Source organism: Bradyrhizobium sp. USDA 3262 (assembly GCF_054060035.1).
Genome location: NZ_JBSSCT010000001.1, coordinates 8,231,844 through 8,255,569 on the forward strand (window position 1 = coordinate 8,231,844; position 23,726 = coordinate 8,255,569).

Annotated in this window: 22 protein-coding genes; 8 read left to right on the plus strand and 14 right to left on the minus strand. The window is 64.4% G+C overall.

Annotated features, from left to right (window positions below; genetic code table 11):
- Nucleotides 1–291 precede the first annotated feature (291 nt).
- Together ACVWYP_RS38875 and ACVWYP_RS38880 are read right to left on the minus strand one after the other, a co-directional pair.
- A complete protein-coding gene (locus tag ACVWYP_RS38875; RefSeq protein WP_028338477.1) occupies nt 292–984 on the minus strand; it encodes a response regulator transcription factor in 693 nt (230 codons plus the stop codon).
- Between the two features lie 150 nt (nt 985–1,134).
- Nucleotides 1,135–1,647: a hypothetical protein gene (locus ACVWYP_RS38880; protein ID WP_196238113.1), complete on the minus strand. Its 513-nt coding sequence runs from the start codon at nt 1,645–1,647 to the stop codon at nt 1,135–1,137.
- 435 nt (nt 1,648–2,082) lie between these two features.
- On the opposite strand from ACVWYP_RS38880, the gene ACVWYP_RS38885 reads away from it, so the two are divergent.
- Nucleotides 2,083–3,546, plus strand: coding sequence for a catalase (locus ACVWYP_RS38885; protein ID WP_028338475.1), 1,464 nt, complete (start codon nt 2,083–2,085; stop codon nt 3,544–3,546).
- 213 nt (nt 3,547–3,759) lie between these two features.
- Here ACVWYP_RS38885 and ACVWYP_RS38890 read toward each other — a convergent pair whose 3' ends face one another.
- From ACVWYP_RS38890 to ACVWYP_RS38905, 4 genes are all read right to left on the minus strand, one after another.
- Nucleotides 3,760–6,099 (minus strand): Tex family protein, encoded by a 2,340-nt coding sequence (locus tag ACVWYP_RS38890; RefSeq protein WP_155258327.1) that lies wholly within the window; start codon nt 6,097–6,099, stop codon nt 3,760–3,762.
- 114 nt (nt 6,100–6,213) lie between these two features.
- On the minus strand, nt 6,214–7,068 hold the full coding sequence (locus ACVWYP_RS38895) for an amidohydrolase family protein (RefSeq protein WP_304497017.1): 855 nt from the start codon (nt 7,066–7,068) through the stop codon (nt 6,214–6,216).
- Nucleotides 7,065–8,111, minus strand: coding sequence for an aldo/keto reductase (locus ACVWYP_RS38900; RefSeq protein WP_304497018.1), 1,047 nt, complete (start codon nt 8,109–8,111; stop codon nt 7,065–7,067). Before ACVWYP_RS38900 ends, ACVWYP_RS38895 begins: the two co-directional genes overlap by 4 nt.
- A 117-nt stretch (nt 8,112–8,228) precedes the next feature.
- Nucleotides 8,229–8,543 (minus strand): monooxygenase, encoded by a 315-nt coding sequence (locus tag ACVWYP_RS38905; protein WP_304497019.1) that lies wholly within the window; start codon nt 8,541–8,543, stop codon nt 8,229–8,231.
- Between the two features lie 80 nt (nt 8,544–8,623).
- Between ACVWYP_RS38905 and ACVWYP_RS38910 the strand changes: the two genes are divergently transcribed.
- Both ACVWYP_RS38910 and ACVWYP_RS38915 read left to right on the plus strand, forming a co-directional pair.
- Nucleotides 8,624–9,202 (plus strand): TetR/AcrR family transcriptional regulator, encoded by a 579-nt coding sequence (locus ACVWYP_RS38910; protein ID WP_304497020.1) that lies wholly within the window; start codon nt 8,624–8,626, stop codon nt 9,200–9,202.
- A 49-nt stretch (nt 9,203–9,251) separates the two neighbouring features.
- On the plus strand, nt 9,252–9,656 hold the full coding sequence (locus ACVWYP_RS38915; RefSeq protein ID WP_304497021.1) for a GFA family protein: 405 nt from the start codon (nt 9,252–9,254) through the stop codon (nt 9,654–9,656).
- Between the two features lie 155 nt (nt 9,657–9,811).
- Here the strand turns inward: ACVWYP_RS38915 and ACVWYP_RS38920 are convergent, their stop codons facing one another.
- A complete protein-coding gene (locus ACVWYP_RS38920) occupies nt 9,812–10,930 on the minus strand; it encodes a branched-chain amino acid ABC transporter substrate-binding protein (protein WP_304497022.1) in 1,119 nt (372 codons plus the stop codon).
- A 353-nt stretch (nt 10,931–11,283) separates the two neighbouring features.
- Nucleotides 11,284–11,787: a helix-turn-helix transcriptional regulator gene (locus tag ACVWYP_RS38925; protein WP_304497023.1), complete on the minus strand. Its 504-nt coding sequence runs from the start codon at nt 11,785–11,787 to the stop codon at nt 11,284–11,286.
- Between the two features lie 12 nt (nt 11,788–11,799).
- Between ACVWYP_RS38925 and ACVWYP_RS38930 the strand changes: the two genes are divergently transcribed.
- The 3 genes from ACVWYP_RS38930 (at nt 11,800) to paaZ (ending at nt 15,244) form a co-directional block, all read left to right on the plus strand.
- A complete protein-coding gene (locus ACVWYP_RS38930; RefSeq protein WP_304497024.1) occupies nt 11,800–11,991 on the plus strand; it encodes a hypothetical protein in 192 nt (63 codons plus the stop codon).
- A gap of 310 nt (nt 11,992–12,301) precedes the next feature.
- Nucleotides 12,302–13,099, plus strand: a complete 798-nt coding sequence (gene paaG / locus ACVWYP_RS38935) for a 2-(1,2-epoxy-1,2-dihydrophenyl)acetyl-CoA isomerase PaaG (RefSeq protein ID WP_304497025.1) — start codon at nt 12,302–12,304, stop codon at nt 13,097–13,099.
- Between the two features lie 117 nt (nt 13,100–13,216).
- Nucleotides 13,217–15,244 (plus strand): phenylacetic acid degradation bifunctional protein PaaZ, encoded by a 2,028-nt coding sequence (gene paaZ, locus ACVWYP_RS38940; protein WP_304497026.1) that lies wholly within the window; start codon nt 13,217–13,219, stop codon nt 15,242–15,244.
- Nucleotides 15,245–15,253: 9 nt separating this feature from the next.
- Here the strand turns inward: paaZ and ACVWYP_RS38945 are convergent, their stop codons facing one another.
- Nucleotides 15,254–15,913, minus strand: coding sequence for a TetR/AcrR family transcriptional regulator (locus ACVWYP_RS38945; RefSeq protein WP_304497027.1), 660 nt, complete (start codon nt 15,911–15,913; stop codon nt 15,254–15,256).
- A 583-nt stretch (nt 15,914–16,496) separates the two neighbouring features.
- Between ACVWYP_RS38945 and ACVWYP_RS38950 the strand changes: the two genes are divergently transcribed.
- A complete protein-coding gene (locus tag ACVWYP_RS38950) occupies nt 16,497–17,900 on the plus strand; it encodes an FAD/NAD(P)-binding protein (RefSeq protein ID WP_304497028.1) in 1,404 nt (467 codons plus the stop codon).
- 81 nt (nt 17,901–17,981) lie between these two features.
- On the opposite strand, the gene ACVWYP_RS38955 is transcribed toward ACVWYP_RS38950, so the two are convergent.
- The 3 genes from ACVWYP_RS38955 to ACVWYP_RS38965 all read right to left on the minus strand — a co-directional run bounded on the left by ACVWYP_RS38955 (nt 17,982) and on the right by ACVWYP_RS38965 (nt 20,525).
- Nucleotides 17,982–18,779 (minus strand): MetQ/NlpA family ABC transporter substrate-binding protein, encoded by a 798-nt coding sequence (locus tag ACVWYP_RS38955; RefSeq protein ID WP_304497029.1) that lies wholly within the window; start codon nt 18,777–18,779, stop codon nt 17,982–17,984.
- 33 nt (nt 18,780–18,812) lie between these two features.
- Nucleotides 18,813–20,138 carry an O-acetylhomoserine aminocarboxypropyltransferase/cysteine synthase family protein gene (locus ACVWYP_RS38960; RefSeq protein WP_304497030.1) on the minus strand — a complete coding sequence of 442 codons (1,326 nt, stop codon included), beginning with the start codon at nt 20,136–20,138 and terminating at the stop codon, nt 18,813–18,815.
- 129 nt (nt 20,139–20,267) lie between these two features.
- Nucleotides 20,268–20,525: a hypothetical protein gene (locus ACVWYP_RS38965; RefSeq protein WP_304497031.1), complete on the minus strand. Its 258-nt coding sequence runs from the start codon at nt 20,523–20,525 to the stop codon at nt 20,268–20,270.
- Between the two features lie 30 nt (nt 20,526–20,555).
- Here ACVWYP_RS38965 and ACVWYP_RS38970 point away from each other — a divergent pair, with 30 nt between their 5' ends.
- A complete protein-coding gene (locus ACVWYP_RS38970) occupies nt 20,556–21,956 on the plus strand; it encodes an LLM class flavin-dependent oxidoreductase (protein ID WP_304497032.1) in 1,401 nt (466 codons plus the stop codon).
- A gap of 41 nt (nt 21,957–21,997) precedes the next feature.
- On the opposite strand, the gene ACVWYP_RS38975 is transcribed toward ACVWYP_RS38970, so the two are convergent.
- A complete protein-coding gene (locus ACVWYP_RS38975; protein ID WP_304500388.1) occupies nt 21,998–22,774 on the minus strand; it encodes a MetQ/NlpA family ABC transporter substrate-binding protein in 777 nt (258 codons plus the stop codon).
- 28 nt (nt 22,775–22,802) lie between these two features.
- Complete coding sequence (locus tag ACVWYP_RS38980) at nt 22,803–23,585, minus strand: MetQ/NlpA family ABC transporter substrate-binding protein (RefSeq protein ID WP_420888129.1); 783 nt, start codon at nt 23,583–23,585, stop codon at nt 22,803–22,805.
- Nucleotides 23,586–23,726: the final 141 nt, after the last annotated feature.

The following is a 23,726-nucleotide window of genomic DNA, read 5'->3' on the forward strand; positions in this document are numbered from 1 at the left end:
TGCCTGAGATTTCCCGCCAGCACCGTCGATCCGGGACCGACCAACAAATACACATGATCGGCGAAGCCCTTGTCCGCGACGCGTTGCGCGATCAACGCGGTCAGGCCATCACGCCCGGACCGCGCATAGGCGTCATCCAGGCTCGCCTGCTCGGTCATGATCGCGCGGTCGGACCTGTCGCGCACATAGGACAATGTCGACCAGTAAACATAGGCGAAGATCGCGGAAACGATCAGGCCGAAGGCACCGATGGCGATCAACGCCAGGCGGAACGTCGACGACTTGAAGGTCTTAGCCAGGAGCACGGAGGCAGTATCCGATGCCGCGGATCGTGTGGATCAGGGGATAGGCTTGCTGGTCGTCGACCTTGCGGCGCAAACGCCCGACATAGACGTCGATGATGTTGGTCGAGGGATCGAAGTGCAGGTCCCACACATGCCGCAGCAGCATGGCGCGCGACACCACGCGGCCTTCGTTGCGCGCGAGGTATTCGAGCAGCTGGAATTCCTTCGGCAGCAGCGGAATCTTGCGACCGCGGCGGCTCGCCGTACGCGAAATCAGATCGATCGCGAGATCGCCGACCCGCAGGATGGTCTCCTTGGCAACGGTCTCGCTGCGGCGGCCGAGCGCCTCCAGCCGCGCCAGCAGTTCGACAAAGGAGAACGGCTTGACCAGATAGTCGTCGCCGCCGGCGCGCAAGCCCCGCACCCGGTCGTCGATTTCGCCGAGCGCACTGATGATCAGGAACGGCACCGCAATGCCGCCGTCGCGCATCTGACGCATCACCGTGATGCCGTCGATGTCGGGCAGCATGCGATCGATGGTGATCACGGCATAGTCGCGCGCCGCACCCTGGCTCAGCGCCTCGCGGCCGTTCGCCGCCAGATCCACATCATAACCGCTGGTGGTGAGCTCCTCGACGAGCTGATCCGCGGTTTCGGGATCGTCCTCGACGACGAGAATGCGGCGGTGAGCACCGGTCATATTCCTGAACTCTCCGAGCTGTGTTGAACTCTCCGAGTTCGCAAACTCTCCGAGCGGCCGCCCCGCGACGATCGCCGCCAGACTATCCCATTCCGGGGCAGGATGGAACGTCTGGCGACGACCGCGACAACGGTGCGGTTGGTTGGGCGATCACCAATAGTCCCCGCACACATTGACCCATTGCAGACCGTAAGCCGTCCATACCCTGCGGTAGCAGCCGTAGTCATAGCCGGCATAGAGATAGGGCGCGCCGATGAACGCGAAGCGATGGAAGCGGTGGTGGCGGAAGAAGCCGCCATGATGGAAGAAGCGCGAACCGCGGAATCCGGCGCCGGCAAACCGCGGGCCGATTGCCGGTGCACCGACGAAGCGTGGACCACCAAAGCGCCCGCCAGCGAAATGGCCGCCGCCGCCCATGGCGGCGAACGCCGCGCCGCCACCACGCATCCCACCGCCGAAACCACCGCCATGCATGCCGCCGCCAAAGCCGCCACCATGCATGCCGCCACCCATGGCACCCATGGCACCACCGTGGCCGCCACCGAAGCCACCGCCGCCATGTCCGCCACCACCACCGCCGCCTCTGGCGAGGGCAGCGGGTGCAAGGGCAACGCTGACAGCGAGCGTCGCTGCCGTGAGACACGTGAGAAGCCTATTCTTCATGAAACCCTCCCTGATTGGGACCGCGGCGAACTCGTATCGCCGCACGCGAGCATGATCAGAAGACGCAAGCCGATGCCCGACTTCAACTGACAAATGCGCCAGATTCTGACACCGGATTTAGAATTCGCGTGCCGGCATGCCGAGCGGCAGTTGCCTGGACCGGCGGCCACGATTGCGTTGGCCGGGATCGACGGACATTTGGCTGGAATCGGCGGATAGCGCTCGTTGAATCGATCGGCCGCGGTTCTTAATCCTGCAGCTATCGGAGAACAACGACGGCGTCGAGGGATCGCAGACCCGCTTCACAATTTGTCGATCACCGGGCTCTCCCCTCCTCGCCGGCCGTCATCCAATCCGCGACGCAATCGCCTTTCACCTGGCCTCCCCCGCGGGCGTCGGGACGGCGAAGTGCCGACCTTCAGCAAGGAGCTTTCGATGAGCGACGAGACCAAAAGACCTTTTCTGACCCACGCCTCCGGCGCCCCCGTTGCCGACAATGTGAACATCCTGACGGCGGGGCCGCGCGGACCCGCGCTGCTGCAGGACGTCTGGCTGATCGAGAAGCTGGCGCATTTTCACCGCGAAGTGATCCCGGAGCGGCGGATGCACGCCAAGGGCGCCGGCGCGCACGGCACCTTCACCGTGACCCACGACATCACGCGCTACACCAAGGCCAGCATCTTCTCTGAGATCGGCAAGCAGACGCCGATGTTCGCGCGGTTCTCGACGGTCGCCGGCGAGCGCGGCGCGGCGGACGCCGAGCGCGACATCCGCGGCTTCGCGCTGAAATTCTATACCGATGGAGGCAATTGGGACGTGGTCGGCAACAACACCCCGGTGTTCTTCTTCCGCGACCCCTTGCGCTTCATCGACCTCAACCACGCCATCAAGCGGCATCCGCGCACGGGGGTGCGCGACCCCGACATGAACTGGGATTTCTGGACGCTGCTGCCGGAAGCGCTGCACCAGGTCACCATCGTCATGAGCGAGCGCGGCATCCCGAAAAGCTTCCGGCACCAGCACGGCTTCGGCAGCCACACCTACAGCATGATCAATGCCGACAATGAGCGCGTCTGGGTGAAATTCCATTTCCGCACCCGGCAGGGCGTCCAGAACCTGACCGATGCCGAGGCCGAGACGCTGGTCGGCAAGGACCGCGAGAGCCACCAGCGCGACCTGTTCCAGAGCATCGAGCGCGGCGACTTCCCGCGCTGGACGCTGTTCATCCAGGTGATGACAGATGCACAGGCCAAGGCATTCCCGTTCAATCCGTTCGATTTGACCAAGGTGTGGCCGAAGGCGGATTATCCGCTGATCGAGGTCGGGTATTTCGAGCTGAATCGCAATCCGGAGAACTTCTTCGCCGAGGTCGAGCAGGCGGCGTTCACGCCGGCGAATGTCGTGCCCGGCATCGGCTATTCGCCGGACAAGATGCTGCAAGCCCGCCTGTTCTCCTATGGCGACGCCCAGCGCTACCGGCTCGGCGTCAACCACCACCAGATTCCGGTCAACGCGCCGAAATGCCCGTTCCACAGCTATCATCGCGACGGCGCGATGCGTACCGACGGCAATCTGGGCGCCACGCTGACATACTGGCCGAACAGCCATGGCGAGTGGACCGACCAGCCGCAGCTGAACGAGCCGCCGCTCGAATTGTCAGGCGCGGCCGCGCATTGGGATCATCGCCTGGACGACGACCACTGGCAGCAGCCGGGCGACCTGTTCCGCAAGATGAATGCCACGCAAAGGCAGGCCCTGTTCGACAACACCGCCCGCCAGGTCGGCAATGCGTCGAAGCACATCCAGGAACGGCACGTCGCGAATTGCAGCAAGGCCGACCCGGCCTACGGCAAGGGCGTCGCGGATGCGCTGGCGAGGTTCGCCGCCGGAATGCTGTAGCCAGGACGGCTCCCTTCGGCCCCGTCATCCTGAGGTGCCCGCGGAGCGGGCCTCGAAGGATGAATCGGCCAGAGATGGGGCCGTGCATCCTTCGAGGCTCGCAAGAGCGCGCACCTCAGGATGACGGGGACAGCTTAGGCAACTCAGCCAGAAGCGTCAGGTGGCCGATTTCGAACAAGGCGGCGAACTCGGCTTGCCGTCCTCCTCCGCGGCTCAGGTCGGCTTGCCGCGTCCGCTCTTCTCGGCCGCGCGGCGCAGTGCGTCGGCGAGCGCGCTGCCGCCGGACTGCTCCTGCGGACGGCGCGGAGCCGACGAGGTCATCTTGCCGCGCGAGAAATCGCGCGACGGCGCCGCATTGTCCTTCTTCGGCCCGATCTCGTCGTCAAGCCGCAGCGTCAGCGCGATGCGCTTGCGCGCGACCTCGACGTCCAGCACCTTGACCTTGACGATATCGCCCGGCTTCACCACCTCGCGCGGGTCCTTGATGAAATTCCGCGACATTGCCGAGATGTGCACCAGCCCATCCTGATGCACGCCGATATCGACAAAGGCACCGAAGGCGGCGACGTTGGTCACGGTGCCCTCGAGGATCATGCCCTTCTTGAGGTCCTTGACCTCCTCGACGCCTTCCTTGAACACCGCCGCCTTGAACGCCGGACGCGGGTCGCGGCCGGGCTTTTCCAGCTCGCGTAGAATGTCGGTGACGGTCGGTAATCCGAACGTATCGTCGACGAAGGACTGCGGCTTGAGACCCCGCACCACGTCGGCATTGCCGATCAGCGCCTTGATGTCGCTCTTGGTCGCTTCGAGGATACGGCGTACCACCGGATAGGCTTCCGGATGCACGCCGGATGAATCGAGCGGGTCCTCGCCATTGCTGATGCGCAGGAAGCCGGCGCACTGCTCGAACGCCTTCGGCCCGAGCCGCGGCACCTCCTTCAGCGCCTTGCGCGACTTGAACGGGCCGTTGGCGTCGCGGTGCTGCACGATGCTCTGCGCCAGTCCCTGGCCGATGCCCGACACTCGCGCGAGCAGCGGCACCGAGGCGGTATTGGCATCGACGCCGACCGCGTTCACGCAGTCTTCCACCACGGCATCGAGCGAGCGGGCGAGCTTGGACTCGCCGAGATCGTGCTGGTACTGGCCGACGCCGATCGCCTTCGGATCGATCTTGACCAACTCAGCCAAGGGATCCTGCAGGCGCCGGGCGATCGAAACCGCGCCGCGAATGGTGACGTCGAGGTCGGGCAGTTCGTTCGAGGCGAAGGCCGAGGCCGAGTAGACCGATGCGCCGGCTTCGGAGACCACGATCTTGGTCATCTTGCGCTCGGGCAACCGCTTCACGAGCTCGGCGGCGAGCTTGTCGGTCTCGCGCGAGGCGGTGCCGTTGCCGATCGCGATCAGCTCGACGCCATGCTCGATCGCGAGCTTGCCGAGAATGGCGAGCGCCTCATCCCACCGCCGCTGCGGCTCGTGCGGGAAGATCGCCGTGTGCGCCACCACCTTGCCGGTCGCATCGATCACCGCGACCTTGACGCCGGTGCGATAGCCGGGATCGAGCCCCATGGTGGCGCGTGCGCCGGCCGGCGCCGCGAGCAAGAGGTCGCGCAAATTCGAGGCGAACACGCGCACCGCCTCGGTCTCCGCCGCGGTCCACAGCCGCAGTCGCAAATCGATATTGAGATGGATCTGGATCTTGGTGCGCCAGGCCCAGCGCACCGTCTCCGTCAGCCACTTGTCGCCCTTGCGGCCCTGGTTGGAGATCGCAAATCGGTTCATGATCTTGAGCTCGTAGAGGCCGGGCTGGCCTACGACCGGCTCCTGCGCCTCCGGCTTGATGGCGAGGTCGAGGATCTCTTCCTTCTCGCCGCGGAACAGCGCCAGGATGCGGTGCGACGGCAGCTTCGGCAGCGGCTCGGAGAAATCGAAATAGTCCTTGAACTTCTCGCCTTCGGTCTTCTTGCCGGTGCGGACGGTCGAGGCCATGATGCCGTTCGACCACATCTCCTCGCGCAGCGCGCCGATCAGGTCGGCATCCTCGGCGAAGCGCTCGACCAGGATCGCGCGCGCGCCGTCGAGCGCCGCGGCGACGTCGGCGACCTGCTTCTCGGCATTGACGAAGGGCGTCGCGGCCTCGTTCGGATCGCTCTCGGGCTGTGTGAGAAGCTGATCGGCGAGCGGCTCGAGGCCGGCTTCCTTGGCGATCTCGGCCTTGGTGCGACGCTTCGGCTTGTACGGCAGATAGATGTCCTCGAGCCGGCCCTTGCTGTCGGCGGCCATGATCTGGGCCTCGAGCGCGGCGTCGAGCTTGCCCTGCTCGCGGATCGAATTGAGCACCGCGATGCGGCGCTCCTCAAGTTCACGCAAATACGTCAGCCGTTCTTCCAGCGTGCGCAGCTGGGCGTCATCAAGCGCGCCGGTGAGCTCCTTGCGGTATCGCGCGATGAACGGCACCGTGGCGCCGCCGTCGAGCAGCGTCACCGCCGCCTCGACCTGTTCGTCGCGAACCCCAAGCTCCTGCGCAATCTGATGATGAATCTTTGCCACGCTCATCTCTCTAAAAGTCCGTTGCGCCAGGGATCACCGACGGCGCGGACGCCGCTTATGGACCATCCCGGAATGATTCATCAAGGCGCGCTGTGGATCAAATTGGGCGCACGCCGCAATCTATTTCCGGGATGTTGACCGTCCGCGGCTTGACAAATAAGCCCGCGCCGCATTGCCGCCGAAAATCGCAGCTCTTGCTTCACTTGACAAATCAGCAAGCAGGCACTCCGCGGCTGCCAACCAGTGCGCATAGCCGCCGGCGAGGTTGACGACGGGCCAGTCGCTGCCCCACAGCATCCGCTGCGGCCCGAAACATGCCAGTGCATGATCCACGGCCTCGCTGAGATCGGCAACCTGCCAGTTCGGCGCCGCCTCGGTCGCTAGGCCCGAGAGTTTGCAGACGACGTTGGATCGTGTGGCGAGGCTTGCGATGTCGTCCTTCCAGGCCGCGATGTCGCCGGTCGCAAGGTGCGGCTTGCCGAAATGGTCGAGCACGAATTGCAGGTCCGGATGGCGATCGACCACCTGGATGAGCCGCGGCAGATGGCGCGGCAGCACCAGCGCGTCGAAGACGAGGTCATGCCGCGCCATGGCCTCGAGCGGCGCTGCCAGTTCGGGGCGCAGCAGCCAGTCCTCATCGGCGATGTCCTGCACCATCGGCCGCAGGCCGACCAGGAGCTCGCGCCCGGCAATCGCATCGATCCGCGCTGCGGCGTCGGCGGCGTCGAAGTCGATCCAGCCGACCACGCCGCGCACCTGCTCGGCCCCTTTGGCGATATCGAGCAGGAATGCGGTCTCCGCTTCGGTCGGTGCGGCCTGCACCAGGATGGTGCCTCCGATCCCGGCCGCGGCGAGATGCGGCGCCAGATCGGCCAGGCTGAAGTCGCGGTAGATCGGCCCGCGTTCGGGCGTCAGCCAGCCGTAATCGGCGCGCGCCAGGGTCCAGACATGGTGATGGGCGTCGATCCGCATCATGCCGGCACCGGCGCATGCTGGTCGAGCAGCCCCTCATTCTTCAGGTCGCGCCACAGCGCGGCAGGCACGGGCGACGACAACGCGGCGACGTTGCGCTCGACCTCCTGCGGCGTCTGCGCGCCGAGCACGAGGCTTGCCACCGCCGGATGGCCGAGCGCGAAATGCAGCGCGGCGGTCGGCAGCGCCACATCGTGGGCGCGGCAGACGCGATCGATCGCCGCCACCTTCTGCATCACGTCCGGCGGCGCGTCCTTGTAATTGTACTTGGCGCCGGCAACCGCGCCGGTCGCCAGGATGCCGGAGTTGAAGACGCCACCGAGCATCATGCCGATGCCCTGGGCTTGCGCCAGAGGCAGGAATTCGGCGAGCGCGGGTTGCTCGAGCAGCGAGTAGCGGCCGGCAAGCAGCATGGTGTCGAACGTTCCGGCCTTGGCGAAGCGCACGCACATCTCGGCCTCGTTGACGCCGATCCCGATACCCCTGACCACGCGTTCGGAACGCAACTTGTCGAGCGCGACATAGGCGCCCTCCATCGCCTCGCGAAACCGCGCCTCGATCGCGTCAGCTCCGTGGGTCCAGACGTCCACGTCGTGGATCAAAAGCAGGTCGATGCGATCGGCGCCGAGCCGCAGCAGCGACTGCTCCACCGAGCGCATGGTGCCGTCATAGGAATAGTCGAACACCGCGCGATGCGGCGCGCCGCCGGCGAAATTGGAGCCGTCGCCACGGCCGTGGAACGGGTCCATCCAGCGCCCGACCTTGGTACAGACGACGACGTCGTCGCGCGCCACGCGGCGCAGCGCGGTGCCGCTGCGGTGTTCGGCGAGGCCATGGCCGTAGAGCGGCGAGGAATCCAGCAGGTTGATGCCCAGCGCAAACGCCCGCTCCACTGCTGCGATCGCGGCAGTGTCGTCGAGCCGTGCGAACAGGTCGCCGAGCGGCGCCGTGCCGAAGCCGAGAATGGAGACATCGAGCCCGGTGCGGCCGAGCCTGCGGCGTGGCAGTGCCGGGGAACCTCGATCGGAGGGTTGTTGTTGGGTCATTATCGCCTCCCGCCTACGTTTCTTGTTAGCCCTTCATCAGACTAGCGTCGTTGACCGGGATCGTGAAGAGACCTTGGGCGGCCGCTGTGATGCGCTTTCGCTACCGCTGCATCGTTGTTAATCGTCGGCGACAATCTGCTGGGCAAGGTTGTCGACCACCACAGGACTCTCGAAATAGGTCACGATCGGATCGGCGCCGTATTTCTCCCGGGCGCGGGCGCGCCACGCGTCGGTGTACAGTGCTTCCGCCTCCACCCTCGAGTTCCAGAAATAGATGCCGCCGGCCGTCAGCCCGTCCTCGGACAGCACATAGGTCTTTCGAAACAGCCCCTGAATGCCGCCATAGATCGGCGCGGTGCTCAGGAAGATACTGCGGGCTTCCTCGCGCGTGATCGGCTTCGGCAGCCTGAACGTCGTGACAGCGGTAATCATCCGGACCTCCTCGGGTTCATTCTTGACATCATTGTCAATATTGACGATTATGTCAAGAATGACCCGATGGAGTAGATCGAATGGTGGGCGTGCGTCAGTTCGACGAGGACGAGATGATCGCAACCGCGCTCGACGTGTTCTGGCGCAAGGGCCTGCACGATGCGACCATGCAGGACCTCGCGGCCGCGACCGGCGTCCAGCGCGGCAGCCTCTACAACGCCTATGGCGACAAGGAAGCGATCTTCCTGCGCGCCTTCGATCAGTATGCCGCGCAATTCCTGGACGCGGCTGGCAGCGCGCTGGCGCAGGGCGATACCTCGGCGAGGCTGAGGGGCTTCTTTGACATGATCATCGTCAACATGACGGACGGCACGCCGCAGCGGGGCTGCCTGACGACGCGCACCGCGCTCGACGCAGCCATTTCGAGCGCGGATGTGCGTCAGCGCGTGCAGGACGTACTCACCCGGCTCGAGCAACTGGTCGGCAAGGCCATCAGCGCGGCGCCGAACAGGCGCAGCACGGCCGATGCAAATCGGCTGGCGCGCGTCATCGTGACGTTCACGCGCGGGCTCGCCGTGATGGAGCGCGCCGGATACAGCCGCAAGCAGTTGAGGGAATCCGCCACCACATTCATCGATGCCGTGATTGGCGACGCCTGAGGCGGCGTCCCTGTCCCGGCGACGGCGCCATCGTAAGGGAGAGACCAGCATGCAGGAACGGAACGGCGGCTGCCTGTGCGGCGCGGTACGTTACACGCTCAAGAGCGAACCGCGGAGCATCGCGATATGTCACTGCACACATTGCCAGCGGCAAAGCGGCAGCCTGTTTTCGTTCAACCTCGTGATCCGCGAAGCCGACTACCAGCAGTCGGGCGAGACGGTGGTGTTCGTCGACAAGGGCGACAGCGGCCATCCGGTCCATCGTCATTTCTGCGGGCGCTGCGGGTCCCCTCTGCTTGCGAAGACCGCATTGATGCCCGGCAAGGTCGTGGTGAAAGCCGGCACGCTCGACAGCATGGAGGGATTGCAGCCGCAAGCCGAGATCTATACCGATCGCGCCGTCGAATGGCTCACGCCGATCCCCGGCGCTGCGCGCTTTGCCCGGAACGTGTGACCGGATACGCCGGTCACGGGCGCGGCGGGAAACGATTCAGCCCGGCCAGGGTTGCCTCCGTTCCGATTGCATCGGAACGGAGGCTCTCGATTTTGCTTTTGACGCGTTTTCTTCGCGCGAACCGGTACCCGGTTCGCGCGAGAACGCTCTGGTGATCATTGACCGGCCGGCAGTTCGGCGTAGTTGCCGTCCTTGTCGCGGCGGTACACGACGTAGTCGATCAGGGTGATGTCACCCTTCGGCGTGTAGCTGATCTTGCCGAGCACGGTATCCCAGCTTCCGGCCTTGATGGCCGCCGCGACCTTCTTGGCGTCCGTGGTCTGGGCACGGGCTGCGGCCTGGCTCCAGATCTGGAACGCGGCGTAGCTGTAGAGCGTGTAGCCGTCGGGATCGATGCCCTTGTCCTTGAACTTCTTCAAGGTCGCGGCCGCGGTCACCTTCTTGCGCGGGTCGGGCGAGAAGGTGAACAGCGAGCCTTCGGCAAGCGGACCTGCGATCGCGGCGAACTGCTTGTCGACCAGGGCGTCGCCGCCCATCAGCACCGCATTGACGCCCTGCTCGCGCATTTGGCGCAGGATCAACGCTGCCTCGGCATAATAGCCGCCGACATAGACGAAATCGATCGACTCCTTCTTGAAGCGGGATACCAGGGCAGCAAAATCCTTGTCGCCCTTGGTATAGGCCTCATAGAGCTTTTCCTTCACGCCCGCGGCGTTGATGGCGTTCTTCGTTTCGTCGGCAAGACCTTTGCCGTAGGTCGTCTTGTCGTGGATGATCGCGACGTTCCTGGTCTTGTAGTTCTTGATAATGTAGGCGGCCGCAACCGTGCCCTGCTGGTCATCCCGGCCGCAGACACGGAACGTGTTCCACAACCCGCGCTCGGTGAATTGCGGATTGGTCGAGCCCGGCGTGATCTGCAGCACATTGCCCTCGGCATAGGCGTCCGACGCAGGGATCGAGGTCGATGAGCAGAAATGCCCAACGACGAACGGAATCCTCGCGCCTGCCATCTTCTCGGCAACCGACACCGCCTGCTTCGGATCGCAGGCATCGTCGCCGACCTCCAGCTTCAGCTTCTTGCCAAGCACGCCACCCGCCGCATTGATGTCGGCGATCGCGAGATCAGCACCATTCTTGAACTGCTGGCCGAAGCTCGCCTCGGAGCCGGTCATCGGCCCGACCACGGCAACACTGATATCCTGTGCCATGGCGGCGCCGGACAAGGCCAGGCTCGCGCCGAGCGCAAGAAAATATCCTCGAAGTGCAAACTTCATCACATTCTCCTCGATGGTCTCAAGTCGCCTCAATGCATCGCAGTCAACGAATCCGCCGATTGCAACGATCACCGGGGGGCTGCCTTTTAAGCGCGAGACGATTGGCAGGCTCGGACTGGGGCGACGGGGGATTGGACATATGCGACATCGGACAACAATGTGAAACACGTTGTCGTGCATTGTCGTCTGAAATCGCCCGCAGCGGACGTGATTGGCGGCGATCTTGTGTGCGCGACAGCACACAGGCTGGCGCAGAGCGCTGCTTGCGACGCGTCGCCGGCGGGTGATGTGCCGGGTTGCAGCGAACCGCAGGCAACGACCCGACGCCCTCTCAGGGAGATTGCGATATTCGGTCAGGAGCGCCGCGGCACCGCGCGGATATCCGACGGCGTCACGCCGTAATGCCGGCGGAAGGTGCGGTTGAAGTAGGACAGATCGCCGAAACCGACTTCGAATGCGATCGTACCGATGGTGCTGCCGCTGTGGCGCGGATCGGTCAGCAAATGATGCGCGCGCGCCAGGCGCTGGCCGAGCACGAATTCCGAGAACGTCGAACCGACGCTTTCGAACAGCCGCTGGATATGGCGCGGCGTAAGCCTCAGCCGGGCGGCCACCGCAGGCAAGGTGAGATCGCCATAGCTGAGATTATCGTTGATGTCGGCCTTGACCGCGGCGAGCCGCGGGGCCGCCAGCCCGCCGTCTTCCGCGGCAGCCGCAGCATCGCGGTTCGCGCCGATGATCAACGCCCCGAGATCGACCAGATGCCGGACGACGGCGCCGCACAGCTCGGGCGTCGCGAGCAGGTAGCTGTCGTCAAGCTCCCTGATGTAGAGCGCCAGCAGGTGAGGTTGCTGCACGCCCAGGATCCGATGCCGAGCCCAGGCAGCTCGCGCACGTTGGCTTCGGCATGGAACGCGCCGGCGCTCAGCGGCTCCGGATCGAGCTTCACGATCATCCGCCCGATCTGCTCGCGAAAGATCGGCAAGCGGTCGCGCTCGCCGAAATCCGCGGTCGAGAACCGAAACCCGGTGATATCCGGCGACCGCATCGTCATCGGCTGATCCTCGTGGCGGTGGGAGGTCGCCGCCGATATGCGGCCGATTTGTGGCAGCATGACACCGCTCCAGTGCACGGGACCGTGCTTACGCGTCGGCACTTTTGTTGCAGACAGGCGATGCGCGCCGGATCATTCTGATGTTCTTGCCGGGCCTGAATTCGCGACCGAGACCGAAATCGCGCTCGCTCGATGTTGCCCGGCGTCGTCATCCCGTGCCGTTACGCGGATTATGATTGACTGACCGGACGGTCAATAGTAATCCAAGCCCACATCACGCAACCTTCGGCCGCCAGAAGCCGCAACGGGAGGTCATCATGGTCAGCGATTTGGTGTTGACCGATATCCGCGCCGGATATCGCGTCCTGACGCTCAACAGGCCCGATCGCCTGAATTCCTTCAGCGCCGATCTGCACGCCGCACTGATGGCCGCACTGATCGCGGCGGAACAGGACAAGTCCTGCCGCGCGCTGATCCTGACCGGAGCCGGACGCGGATTCTGCGCCGGGCAGGATCTTTCGGATGGCGTGTTCACGCCGGGCGAAACGCCGGACCTCTCCGCACCGATCGAAAAATTCTACAATCCACTGGTGCGCAAGCTGCGCGGCATTCCGATGCCGGTCGTGTGCGCCGTCAACGGGGTCGCCGCGGGCGCCGGCGCGAACCTGGCCCTTGCTTGCGACATCGTGATCGCCGCGCGGTCGGCCAAGTTCATCCAGGCCTTCGCCAAGCTTGGCCTCGTCCCTGACACCGGCGGCACCTGGTTGCTGCCGCGGCTCGTCGGCGGCGCGCGAGCGCGCGCATTGGCCATGCTCGCCGAGCCGATCTCCGCCGAGCGGGCGGAGACATGGGGCATGATCTGGAAGGTGGTCGAGGATTCCGACCTGATGGCCGAGGCCCACGCCCTCGCCGCCTCGCTCGCGACACAGCCGACCGATGGTCTTGCGCTGATCAAGCAGGCGCTCGATGCCTCCGAGACCAACACGCTCGACGCGCAGCTCGATCTCGAGCGCGAGCTGCAGGGCCGTGCCGGCCGGTCGGCGGACTATGCCGAAGGCGTCACCGCCTTTCTCGAAAAGCGCGCCCCACGCTTTGTCGGACGGGCCAAGGATTGAACGTTTCCGATTGAACATTCCGCCGCCAAGGCGAGACGCATCATTGATCCCAAGTCAGAAGGTCCAATTGCGATGACACAGCCTCAATCCAGCGGTGCACGGACGGCGGACAACGTCATGAAGCTCGACAGTTTCGTGCGCGGAAAATGGTCCGGCCCGGGCGAACCGGCAGCCGAGATTCAGAGCGCCGTCACCGGCGCCGTGGTGGCCGTCACGACCGGAAGCGATCTCGACATGCGGGAGATCCTCGCCTATGGCCGCGCGGTCGGCCGCAAGCATCTTGGAAAACTGACGTTCCACCAGCGCGCAGGCTTGCTGAAGGCGCTCGCCGACTATCTGACCCAGCACAAGGACCGGCTCTACAAGCTGTCGTTCCATGCGGGCGCAACCCGCACCGATGCTGTCATCGACGTCGACGGCGGCATCGGCACGTTGTTCGCCTATGCCGGCAAGGGACGCCGCGAGCTTCCGAACAGCAAATTCCTGCTCGACGGCAATGTCGAAGGGCTCTCCAAGGGTGGCGCATTCGCCGGTCAGCATATCGTGACGCCGCTGCACGGCGTCGCCGTGCACATCAACGCGTTCAACTTCCCGTGCTGGGGCATGCTGGAGAAGCTGGCGCCCGCGCTGCTGGCCGGCGTGCCCGTCGTGACCAAGCCCGCGACGGTCACCTCCTATGTCGCTTACGAGCTGGTCCGGATCATCACCGAATCCGGCGTGCTGCCCGAAGGCGCTCTGCAATTCATCGTCGGATCGACCGGCGACCTGTTCGACCATCTGACCTGCCAGGACGTGGTGTCCTTCACAGGCTCGGCCGACACGTCGCAAAAACTACAGCGGCATCCGGTCATCGCGCGCGAGGCGGTCAGGTTCATCGCCGAACGGGATTCGCTGAACGCCGCAATCCTAGCTCCAGACGCCGTACCGGGCAGCCCGGAGTTCGACCTCTTCGTCAAGGAAGTGGCCAAGGAGATGACGGTCAAGGCGGGGCAGAAATGCACCGCGATCCGCCGCGCGCTGGTGCCGTCAGCGCAGCTCGACGCCGTGATCACGGCGCTGCGCGACCGTCTGGCCAAGGTCACGATCGGCAATCCCGAAAACGACAAGGTCAGGATGGGGCCGCTGGTCGGGCTCGGCCAGCGTAGCGATGTGTTTGCCCATGTCGCGAAGCTTCGCGCCGAAGCCGAACTGGTGGCCGGCGATCCCGGCAACTTCCCGCTGCTCGATGCCGACGCGAAGCGCGGCGCCTTCGTTCCGCCGCTGCTGCTGCATTGTGCGAAGCCGCTCGCCGCAACCGCAGTCCACGAGATCGAGGCGTTCGGCCCTGTCAGCACCGTGATGGGATACGACGATCTGGATCAGGCCATCGCGCTGACCAATCGCGGCGGCGGCAGCCTCGTCGCATCCATCTACACGCACGACATCCCGGCTACGACCGAGCTTGCCTTCGGCATCGGCAGTTTTCACGGCCGCGTCGCGATCATCGATCGCGACTGCGCGAGCGAGCACACCGGACACGGTTCGCCGATGCCGCAGATGGTTCACGGCGGCCCCGGCCGGGCCGGCGGCGGCGAGGAACTGGGCGGCGTCCGCAGCCTCCAGCACTACATGCAACGTACCGCGTTGCAGGGCTCGCCGGCGATGCTGAGCGGCGTCACCGGCCGCTGGTTCAAGGGCAGCCCGATGCTCGAAGGCGACCTCCACCCGTTCCGCTATCACTATGACGATCTCGAGATCGGCCGCACGCTGGTCTCGAAGTCGCGGCAGATCACGCTCGACGACATCGAGCACTTCGCGCATTTCACGGGCGACACCTTCTACGCCCATATGGACGAGGAAGCGACCAAGGGGCATCCGTTCTTCCCGGGCCGCGTCGCGCATGGCTACCTGCTGCTGTCGTTTGCCGCCGGCCTGTTCGTCGATCCCGACTACGGGCCGGTGCTGGCGAACTACGGCCTCGACTCGCTGCGCTTCGTCAAACCCGTCCAGCCCGGCGAACAGATCCAGGTGCGGCTGACCGCGAAGGAGAAGATGCCGCGCAACAAGCAATATGGCGAGGTACGCTGGGACGTCGAGATCACGACCAGCACCGGCGAAACCGCGGCGACCTATGAGCTACTGACGATGAATGCGATGCGGGCTTAACGGCCCGCGTCAGAGCAACTCGGCCTGCCGGCTGCGGCCGGCCGATTTGGCCCTGCCGCGCGGCCGAGTGACGGTGGCCGCGGCATCGTCGGCGCCGGCCAGCACGAGCTGCGCGACGAAACCGGCATATTCGGCGCGGGTCATCGGCCCGCCCTCGCGGAACCACATGTAATGCCAGTTCAGCATGCCGAAGACGCTCATCGTCAGCGGCTTGAGTGCGCGCTTCTGCTTCGCCGCCGGTACTGCGGCGGCGAGTGCATCCGACATGATCCCGACCAGGATCCGCTCGCTTGCGAGCAGCGGCTGCTGCTTGTCCTTCGGCAACAGCTTGAGGCTTGAGATCTGGACCTGATGCTCGGCGTCGGCATGCCGGTAGAGCTCGAGCAGGGTCGCAACGATCGTCCTGAAGCGTGCGACCGGATCACCGGCCTGTGCGCTCGCCTTGCGGACCGCCGCCACCAGCTTCGCGAGATGCGACGACAGGATATCGAACAGGATCGCTTCCTTGTCGGGATAATAGTGATAGAGCAGTGCCTTCGAGACACCGCAGGCGTCGGCGATGGTGTTCATCGACGTGCCGACATATCCCGATGCGGCAAACAGCTCGGCCGAGCGATGCAGCATCGAGAGGCGCTTGTCGTCATAGTCCTTGGCGCGCGATCGGGCCATGTCTTGTCCGTTCCACCAGGTGGCCGTTCGGCCATCGTCCAGGGATGTCAGCCAATAGTCGCAAGGTTCCGGGACCGCAGCCCCGCCTCCGAACCGCTATTTATTGACCATCCGGTCGGACAATTCCATAAGCCCGGCGATCGGGCAACATTGCCCGGAATGAATTTTCCTGGCGCCGCGCCGCGAGAGTATCTCTCTGCTGCAAAACGCCTCGCCATGCGCGTCTGATTGCAAACTTCGTGGCGCCGCCGAGTTTCGCGCGCGTCCCGAACAGGGGCGTGTTATCGTTCGTGGAACGGCTCGGAATGCGAAGGAGGCTCTGGGTGCGGACATCCTCTTGGCTCCACGTCCTTCGTCGCGCGGCCCGCCGGCTGAAGAGATGGCAGCGGCGGTTGGCGCGCGCCGCCAACCCCGACGGCAAGGACATGCACGAACTCTTTCTGTTTGGTCCTCACGGCTGATTGCTGGTTGCCCTCGACGCATGCCCAATCGAGACCGCGGCAGATGTGATCCATCGCCACGCTGACGTCAGTCTGCCCACGCCGCGCATGTCGTGCGGCCGGATCACGCACAGAGCGATAGCATGACAGCTCCTCGAGCGCGTCACGTCATCATCGTCGGCGGGGGCGCGAGCGGCGTCCTGCTGGCGCACCAGCTACTGCGTCAACCGACGGACGGTGTCCGCGTCAGCCTGATCGAGCAGCGTCCCGACATCGGGCGCGGCATCGCCTATCATACCGGCAATCCGGATCATCTGCTCAATGTACGGGTCGCGAATATGAGCGCGCTGCCCGACCAGCCGGATCATTTCTGGCACTGGCTGATCTCGCGCGGGGCGGACGCGCCGCTCTGCCCTGATCCCTATTGCTTCGTGCCGCGGCGCATCTTTGGCGACTACATTGCCAGTCTGCTCGAGCAACAGGCGTCCGATCAGGCCGACATCCAACGCCTGTCGATCGTGCACGGCAGGTGCATCGCCATCCCCGAACGGCGAGGCGACGTCACCGCCAGCCTCGACGACGGCCGGCAGCTGATCGGCGACACCGTCGTTCTCGCAACCGGGCACGATCCACGCGCGAACAGTCCGGGACATGCCGATCCCTGGGCGGCACCGTCTGCCGCTGCGATCGCCGACGACGCGACCGTCCTGATCCTCGGCACGGGCTTGACGATGGTCGATTACGTGCTGTCGTTGCTGCGCGACGGACATCGCGGGCCGATCGTTGCGATGTCGCGCCGGGGCCTTCTCGCCAAACCGCACCGCCGGGTCGACGCCATGCGCATCGAAGAGGCGGAGGTCCCCTTCGGCTCCGGAATCGGCAGCCTGCTTCGCTGGCTTCGCGGTCGCATCGACCGGCACACCGCAGCGGGCGGCGACTGGCGCAGCGTCATCGACGGGCTTCGTCCCCACACCCAGCGGCTGTGGCGTGAACTCCCGCTTTCGTCCAAGCGCCGGTTCCTCGAACACGCACGCGCCTGGTGGGACGTGCATCGGCATCGGATGGCGCCGGAAGTGGAGGTCCGGATCACCGAAGCGATCTATGGAGGCCGGCTCACCCCGATGGCCGCGAAGCTGATCTCGGCCGAGCCCGACCGGACAGGTGCGACCGTGAGTTACCGGCGACGCGGCGAGACCAGGCTCCATCGCATGCATGTCGGCGCCATCGTCGACTGCACCGGCATCGTCCAGGATCCGCGCGCAACCGCCAACCCCGCGGTGCGCAGCCTGCTCGAGCTTGGCCTCGCACGCGTCGATCCGCTCCGCATCGGCATAGAAACCGATCGCAATTGCGCAATCATCGGTCACGACGGCGTCCCGTCACGCCGTCTGTATGCCGTCGGTCCGCTCACGCGCGCCGCGTTCTGGGAAATCAGCGCAATTCCCGACATCCGCAACCAATGCGCCGAGCTTGCCGCTCTGCTGGTTCGCGCCGACGAGGAGCGGCGACTTGCATCCCCCCGCGCGCGTCTAGGGCTTCGGCTCTGATTGAATCAGACCGAAACTCCAGCCTTTTGTTCTGACGCGCTCTCTTCACGCGAACCGGTGTCCACTTCGCTCGACAACGCTCTAGCTGCCGAAACCGGCCGGAATGAACGCCGGCAGCTTCTCCTCGATGAAGTGCTTGACCTCCGGCGAGTTGAAGACCTGGATGAAGGCCTTCAGGCGCGGATCATCCTTCTTGTCCGGCCGCGCGGTAAAGCGCAGCACGAGACCGTCATCGACCGTGCGGTCGATCACCAACGCCGATTTCGGATCACCGCCGGCCGGTATCAGATAGGTGATATTGACGAGCGCAAGCGTGACGTCGTCGAGCGACCGGTAGGTCTGCGCCGGATCGAGCTCGACGATCTTCAGGTTCTTGGGATTTTCGATGATATCAAACCGGCTCACCGAAAAACCCTTGCCCGGCGCCAGCTTGATCAGTCCGGCGCGTTCGAGCAGGATCAAGCCACGCGCGCCGTTGAGCGGCTCGTTCGGGATCGCAACGCTGTCGCCGGACTTGATCTCGTCGAGCGACTTGATCTTCTTCGAGAACAGCCCGACGGGCGCGATCACGCCGACCTTGTCGACCTGGATCAGGTTGAAGCCGCGCTGCTTGTTCTGGATCGCGAGATAGGTGGCGTGCTGGAACAGATTGGCGTCGACGTCGCCGCTGTTCACCACCTCGTTCAGCGCGACCCAGTCCGACAGCTCAACGATCTTGACGTCCTGCCCCTTGTCCTTGGCGAGCTTGGCGGCAAAGGCAGCCAGCTGACCGACCGGGCCGGCGCTGGTCGCGATCTTGAGAGGTTCGTCCGCAACGGCGGCCGCAGTCATGGCAAGCAGCACGCCAGCTGCCTGCGCCAGGCGCAACAATGTCTTCATGGTCTCGGTTTCAACTCCGTCTTCAGGGATCGATCAGGCCGCCTTGCGGCCGCTGCTTCCCGCTTCGGCCTCGGCCAATGCCTGGGTGAGATCGGCGAGGATGTCGTCGGGATGTTCGATGCCGACCGAAAGCCTGATGTAGCCGGGCGTCACGCCTGCCGCGAGCTGCTCCGCGGCGCTCAGCTGCTGATGGGTGGTCGACGCCGGGTGGATCGCCAGCGAGCGCGCATCGCCGATGTTGGCGACGTGATAGAACAGTTTCAGCGCATCGATGAAACGACGGCCAGCCTCGACGCCCCCTTTCAGCTCGAAGCCGACCAGCCCGCCATAGCCGCCCTTCAGATAGAGATCGGCGCGGCGCCGGTCCTCGCCGCTCTGCAGTCCGGGAAAGATCACATGCGAAACGGCGGGATGCCGTGCCAGGAAGTTCGCCACCTTGATCGCGTTCTCGTTGTGCTGACGCAACCGCAGCGGCAAGGTCTCCAGTCCCTGGATGAACTGAAATGCGTTCTGGGGAGCGACCGCGGCGCCGAGATCGCGCAGCAGCTTCACGCGTGCGCGCAGGATGTAGGCGATCGGACCGAGCGGCTTGGCTGCCTCGGTCCAGATCGCGCCGTGATAGGCATCGTCCGGCTGCGTCAGCAGCGGGAAGCGCTCGGCGTGCGCCGCCCAGTCGAAATTGCCGCCATCGATGATCGCTCCGCCAATCGACGTGCCGTGGCCGCCGATATACTTTGTCGCGGAATAGACGACAATCGCCGCGCCGTGCTCGAACGGGCGCGCAATGAGCGGGACGGCGGTGTTGTCGAGAACGAGCGGCACGCCGAGCGAATGGCCGATATCCGCGACTTCCCTGATGGGGAAGACGTTGAGCTTCGGGTTCGGCAGCGTCTCGGCGAAGTAGGCCCGGGTCTTCGCATCGGTCGCCCGGCGGAAGTTTTCCGGATCGGCCGGATCGACGAAGCGAACCTCGATGCCGAACTGCTTCAGCGTCTGCGACAGCAGCGTCCAGGTGCCGCCATACAGATCGGTCGATGAGACGATATTGTCGCCGGCTTGCGCGATGTTGAAGATCGCGTAGGCCGTCGCCGACTGGCCTGACGCCACGGCCAGCGCGCCAACGCCGCCTTCCAGCGCGGCCAGGCGCTCCTCGAACGCGTCAACCGTCGGGTTCTTGATCCTGGTGTAGATCTGTCCGATCGCCTCCAGGGCGAACAGCCGCGATGCGTGATCGGTATTCTCGAATTGAAAGGACGTCGTTTGGTAGATCGGAACGGCGACGGCGCCGGTTGCCGGGTCGGACCGGTACGATCCGCCATGCAAGGCGAGCGTCTCGACATTCTTGGTTTCGATCGGCATCTCGAAAATCTCCTGAAATCCGTGGACCCAGCATCAAAAGGCAAAGAATGATGCGCAGCAGCGTCCGCGACTGTCGAGACATCGGAGAAAATAGCGATGAGCGTGCTGGCGCCACGTCTGATGGCGTCGCTAATTTTTCAGCCGCTGCGCCGATCGCGTAACATTTGTTTCACTGCGCCGCCGGTTTGAACGGCTCAGCGGAGCTGATGGGCCATCTGCTGATCGCGCCTGCAAATCGGTACGCAATGTCGCGCATGCCGTCATTTCGAACAGCACGACGAAGTCGAACAAACGAATCTCTGCTGCGCCGGATCGGCGACGGAGCACGATTTTGATCCTGTCTCTCCGAATAGAAAATAAAGCCGCGCAGCTGACGTGATAAATCACCTCTCAGTCCTCAATTGGCGGAATCACGCGATGACCAGACCGAAGGAGCTTCGCTTCAACGCGTTCAACATGATGGCGCCGAGCCACAACTGGGCCGGCCTCTGGTCGCATCCGCGCGACACTTCACTTAACTACAACTCGCTCGACTATTGGGTGGACTATGCCAGAACGGCCGAACGCGGCCTGCTCGACGGCGTCTTCCTGGCCGACGTCTTCGGCATCTATGACGTCTACGGCGGCAGTCCTGAGACCGCGCTGCGTCACGCCGTTCAGTTGCCGAACGCCGAGCCGACCCTGCTCGTCTCCGCCATGGCTTACGCAACGAAGCATCTTGGCTTCGGCATCACGTCCAACCTCACCTACGAACATCCCTACCAGTTCGCCCGCCGCTTCTCGACGCTCGATCATCTCACTCGCGGACGGATCGGCTGGAACATCGTCACCGGCTATCTCGATAGCGGCGCCCGCGGAATGGGTCTTGAGGCCAACCGCGCGCATGATGAACGCTACGAGGCGGCCGAGGAGTTTCTGACCGCGAGCTATAAGCTATGGGAAGGCAGCTGGGAGGACGGCGCGGTTCGCCGTGACCGGACAGCGCGCACCTTCACCGATCCCGCAAAGATCCATCCGGTACGACACCAGGGGCGGCACTACACGGTCGACGGCATCCACCTCGCCGAACCCTCGCCACAGCGCACACCGTTGCTGTATCAGGCGGGAACCTCGAAGCGCGGCCGCGCCTTCGCGGCGAGGCACGCGGAGGCGATCTTCCTCAACGGCCAGACCAGGCCCATTCTGGCCCGCGCCGTACGCGAGATCAGGGAGGCGGCCAAGGCGTTCGGACGCGATCCCTATGATATCCGCCTGTTCGCCGGCGCGACCGTGATCGTTGCCCCGACGCGCGCGGAGGCCAACGATCTGCTCGAGGAGTACGCAGGGTATGTCGATCAAGCCGGCCAGCTGGCCCTGCTCTCGGGCTGGACCGGCATCGATTTCTCGAACTATCGTCCCGATCAGGCGGTAGAATATGTCGAGAGCAACGCGATCCAGTCGATGGTCGAGAATTTCACGTTGCGGAGCGACCGGCCGGTCAAGGTCGGTGATCTCGCGACGCTGAGCCGGGTCGGCGCACGCTCGCCATTCGTGGTCGGTTCACCCCAGGACGTGGCGGACGAGCTGATCGCCTGGGCCGACGAAACCGACGTCGACGGCTTCAACCTGTTCCGCCTCGTCGCGCCGGAATCGCTGACGTCATTCGTCGACCTCGTCGTGCCGGAACTGCAGTCACGCGGAGTCTACAAGACAGCCTATCGCGAAGGCACGCTCCGCGAGAAGCTGTTCCCCGGACGCGGTCCCTATCTTGACGCTACGCATCCCGGCGCCGGCTTCTGCCGCGCCTCGACGGCAGCGCGCACCGAGGCCGCCGAATAGATCAGCCTGGAAACCTCCCGCCGATGGGCGATCAACGCCCGTCACCAGGTTGCGATGTAGGTGCCCTTGAAGCGCTTCTCGAGGAATGCCTTGACCTCTTCGGAATGGTAGGCATCGATCAGCTGCTTGACCCAGGGCTTGTCCCTGTCCGCCTCGCGCACGGCAATGATGTTGACCCACGGGCCATCGGCCGCCTCGCGGGCAATTGCATCGGTGGCGGGATTGAGCCCGGCCTGAACCGCATAATTGTTGTTGATCGAGACCAGATCGACATCTTGCAGGGAACGCGGCAACTGCGCGGCATCAAGCTCGACGAAGCGCAGATGCTTCGGATTGTCAGTGATGTCTGCAATGGTCGATGCGACGTTGTTGGGATCCTTGAGCTTGATCACGCCGTGCAGCGCGAGGATCATCAGGCCGCGCGCGCCGTTGGAAGGATCGTTGGCGATCGCCACCCGCCCGCCATCCGGAAGATCGGCCAGCTTCTTGTATTTCAACGAGTAGACACCTTGCGGCGACGCAATCGTGTTGGCGACCTTGACGATCTTCCAGCCGGTCTTCGATATCTGGTTCTTCAAATAAGGCTCGTGCTGGAACGAATTGGCCTCGAGATCCCCGAGCGCGAGCGCCTGGTTCGGGATCACGTAGTCGGTGAATTCGACCACCTTGATGTCGAACCCATGGCCCGCAGCCACCTTCTTGACGACTTCGAGGATCTCGGCGTGTGGTCCGGCCGTGACGCCGACCCGGACCGTCTCGGCCCTCGCGGTGCCGACCAGGAGCGTTACCGCGGCAACCGCCGTCATCAGAATACGCATCATCTTCCCTCAGCGATTGGATCGTCGACTACCAGCCGGGCAGCACCGCGCCCTTGAACTTGGTCTGGACGAATTCCTTGATCTCGGGCGTGTGGTAGCTATCGACCAGGATCTTGACCCACGGCTTGTCCTTGTCGGCGGAGCGAACCGCAATCAGATTGACGTATGGCCCTTTCGGATCCTCGCGCAGGATCGGATCCTTGACCGGATTGAGACCAGCCTGCGTCGCATAGTTGGTGTTGATGACCGCCGCATCGACATCGTCGAGCGCCCGGGGCGCCTGGGCTGCGTCGACCTCGACGAATTTCAGCTTCCTGGGATTGTCGGTGATGTCGATAACAGTCGGCTTGAAGCCGACATCGCTCTTCAGCTTGATCGCGCCCTTGTCGCGCAGCAGAAGCAGCGCCCGGCCGCCATTGGTCGGATCATTGGGAATTGAGACCTTGGCTCCGTCAGGAACGTCGGCCCAGCTCTTGTGCTTGCGCGAATAGACACCGATCGGAAAATTGACCGTCAATCCCACCTGCTCGATCTTGTAGCCGCGATCGGCTTTCTGGTTGTCCAGGTAGGGCTGGTTCTGAAACGAGTTGGCCTGGATGTCGCCGGCATCGAGCGCGGCGTTCGGAACGACATAGTCGGAGAACTCGATGAGCTGAAGCTCGAGCCCGCTCTTCGCCGCGATCGGTTTCACGGCCTCGAGGATTTGTGCATGCGGCCCGGGCGTCACACCAATCTTGATCGTTTCTGCCGCGGCGGCGGTCGACCAGATCGCAACAACGCCTGCAAGTGCGAAAATGGATCGAAGCAACATCCTGGTCTCCATGGAACTGAAATCGTCATCAAGCTCATCGCCCGCTCCGGGGACGAAATCAATGAAATGAGAATCCAAATTTTCTCGCATGACGAGTTGCCACTGCTGCGGCCGCGAGGAAAAGAGAATGGAGGCGGCCGG

Coding starts and splice junctions, on each gene's coding strand:
- ACVWYP_RS38900 (WP_304497018.1), bottom strand. CDS start 8,111: ATGACCCAACAACAACCCTCCGATCGAGGTTCCCCGGCACTGCCACGC.
- ACVWYP_RS38910 (WP_304497020.1), top strand. CDS start 8,624: ATGGTGGGCGTGCGTCAGTTCGACGAGGACGAGATGATCGCAACCGCG.
- ACVWYP_RS38915 (WP_304497021.1), top strand. CDS start 9,252: ATGCAGGAACGGAACGGCGGCTGCCTGTGCGGCGCGGTACGTTACACG.
- paaG (WP_304497025.1), top strand. CDS start 12,302: ATGGTCAGCGATTTGGTGTTGACCGATATCCGCGCCGGATATCGCGTC.
- paaZ (WP_304497026.1), top strand. CDS start 13,217: ATGAAGCTCGACAGTTTCGTGCGCGGAAAATGGTCCGGCCCGGGCGAA.
- ACVWYP_RS38955 (WP_304497029.1), bottom strand. CDS start 18,779: ATGAAGACATTGTTGCGCCTGGCGCAGGCAGCTGGCGTGCTGCTTGCC.
- ACVWYP_RS38960 (WP_304497030.1), bottom strand. CDS start 20,138: ATGCCGATCGAAACCAAGAATGTCGAGACGCTCGCCTTGCATGGCGGA.
- ACVWYP_RS38875 (WP_028338477.1), bottom strand. CDS start 984: ATGACCGGTGCTCACCGCCGCATTCTCGTCGTCGAGGACGATCCCGAA.
- ACVWYP_RS38895 (WP_304497017.1), bottom strand. CDS start 7,068: ATGATGCGGATCGACGCCCATCACCATGTCTGGACCCTGGCGCGCGCC.
- ACVWYP_RS38890 (WP_155258327.1), bottom strand. CDS start 6,099: ATGAGCGTGGCAAAGATTCATCATCAGATTGCGCAGGAGCTTGGGGTT.
- ACVWYP_RS38945 (WP_304497027.1), bottom strand. CDS start 15,913: ATGGCCCGATCGCGCGCCAAGGACTATGACGACAAGCGCCTCTCGATG.
- ACVWYP_RS38930 (WP_304497024.1), top strand. CDS start 11,800: ATGCCGAGCCCAGGCAGCTCGCGCACGTTGGCTTCGGCATGGAACGCG.
- ACVWYP_RS38970 (WP_304497032.1), top strand. CDS start 20,556: ATGACCAGACCGAAGGAGCTTCGCTTCAACGCGTTCAACATGATGGCG.
- ACVWYP_RS38975 (WP_304500388.1), bottom strand. CDS start 22,774: ATGCGTATTCTGATGACGGCGGTTGCCGCGGTAACGCTCCTGGTCGGC.
- ACVWYP_RS38920 (WP_304497022.1), bottom strand. CDS start 10,930: ATGAAGTTTGCACTTCGAGGATATTTTCTTGCGCTCGGCGCGAGCCTG.
- ACVWYP_RS38885 (WP_028338475.1), top strand. CDS start 2,083: ATGAGCGACGAGACCAAAAGACCTTTTCTGACCCACGCCTCCGGCGCC.
- ACVWYP_RS38980 (WP_420888129.1), bottom strand. CDS start 23,585: ATGTTGCTTCGATCCATTTTCGCACTTGCAGGCGTTGTTGCGATCTGG.
- ACVWYP_RS38950 (WP_304497028.1), top strand. CDS start 16,497: ATGACAGCTCCTCGAGCGCGTCACGTCATCATCGTCGGCGGGGGCGCG.
- ACVWYP_RS38905 (WP_304497019.1), bottom strand. CDS start 8,543: ATGATTACCGCTGTCACGACGTTCAGGCTGCCGAAGCCGATCACGCGC.
- ACVWYP_RS38880 (WP_196238113.1), bottom strand. CDS start 1,647: ATGAAGAATAGGCTTCTCACGTGTCTCACGGCAGCGACGCTCGCTGTC.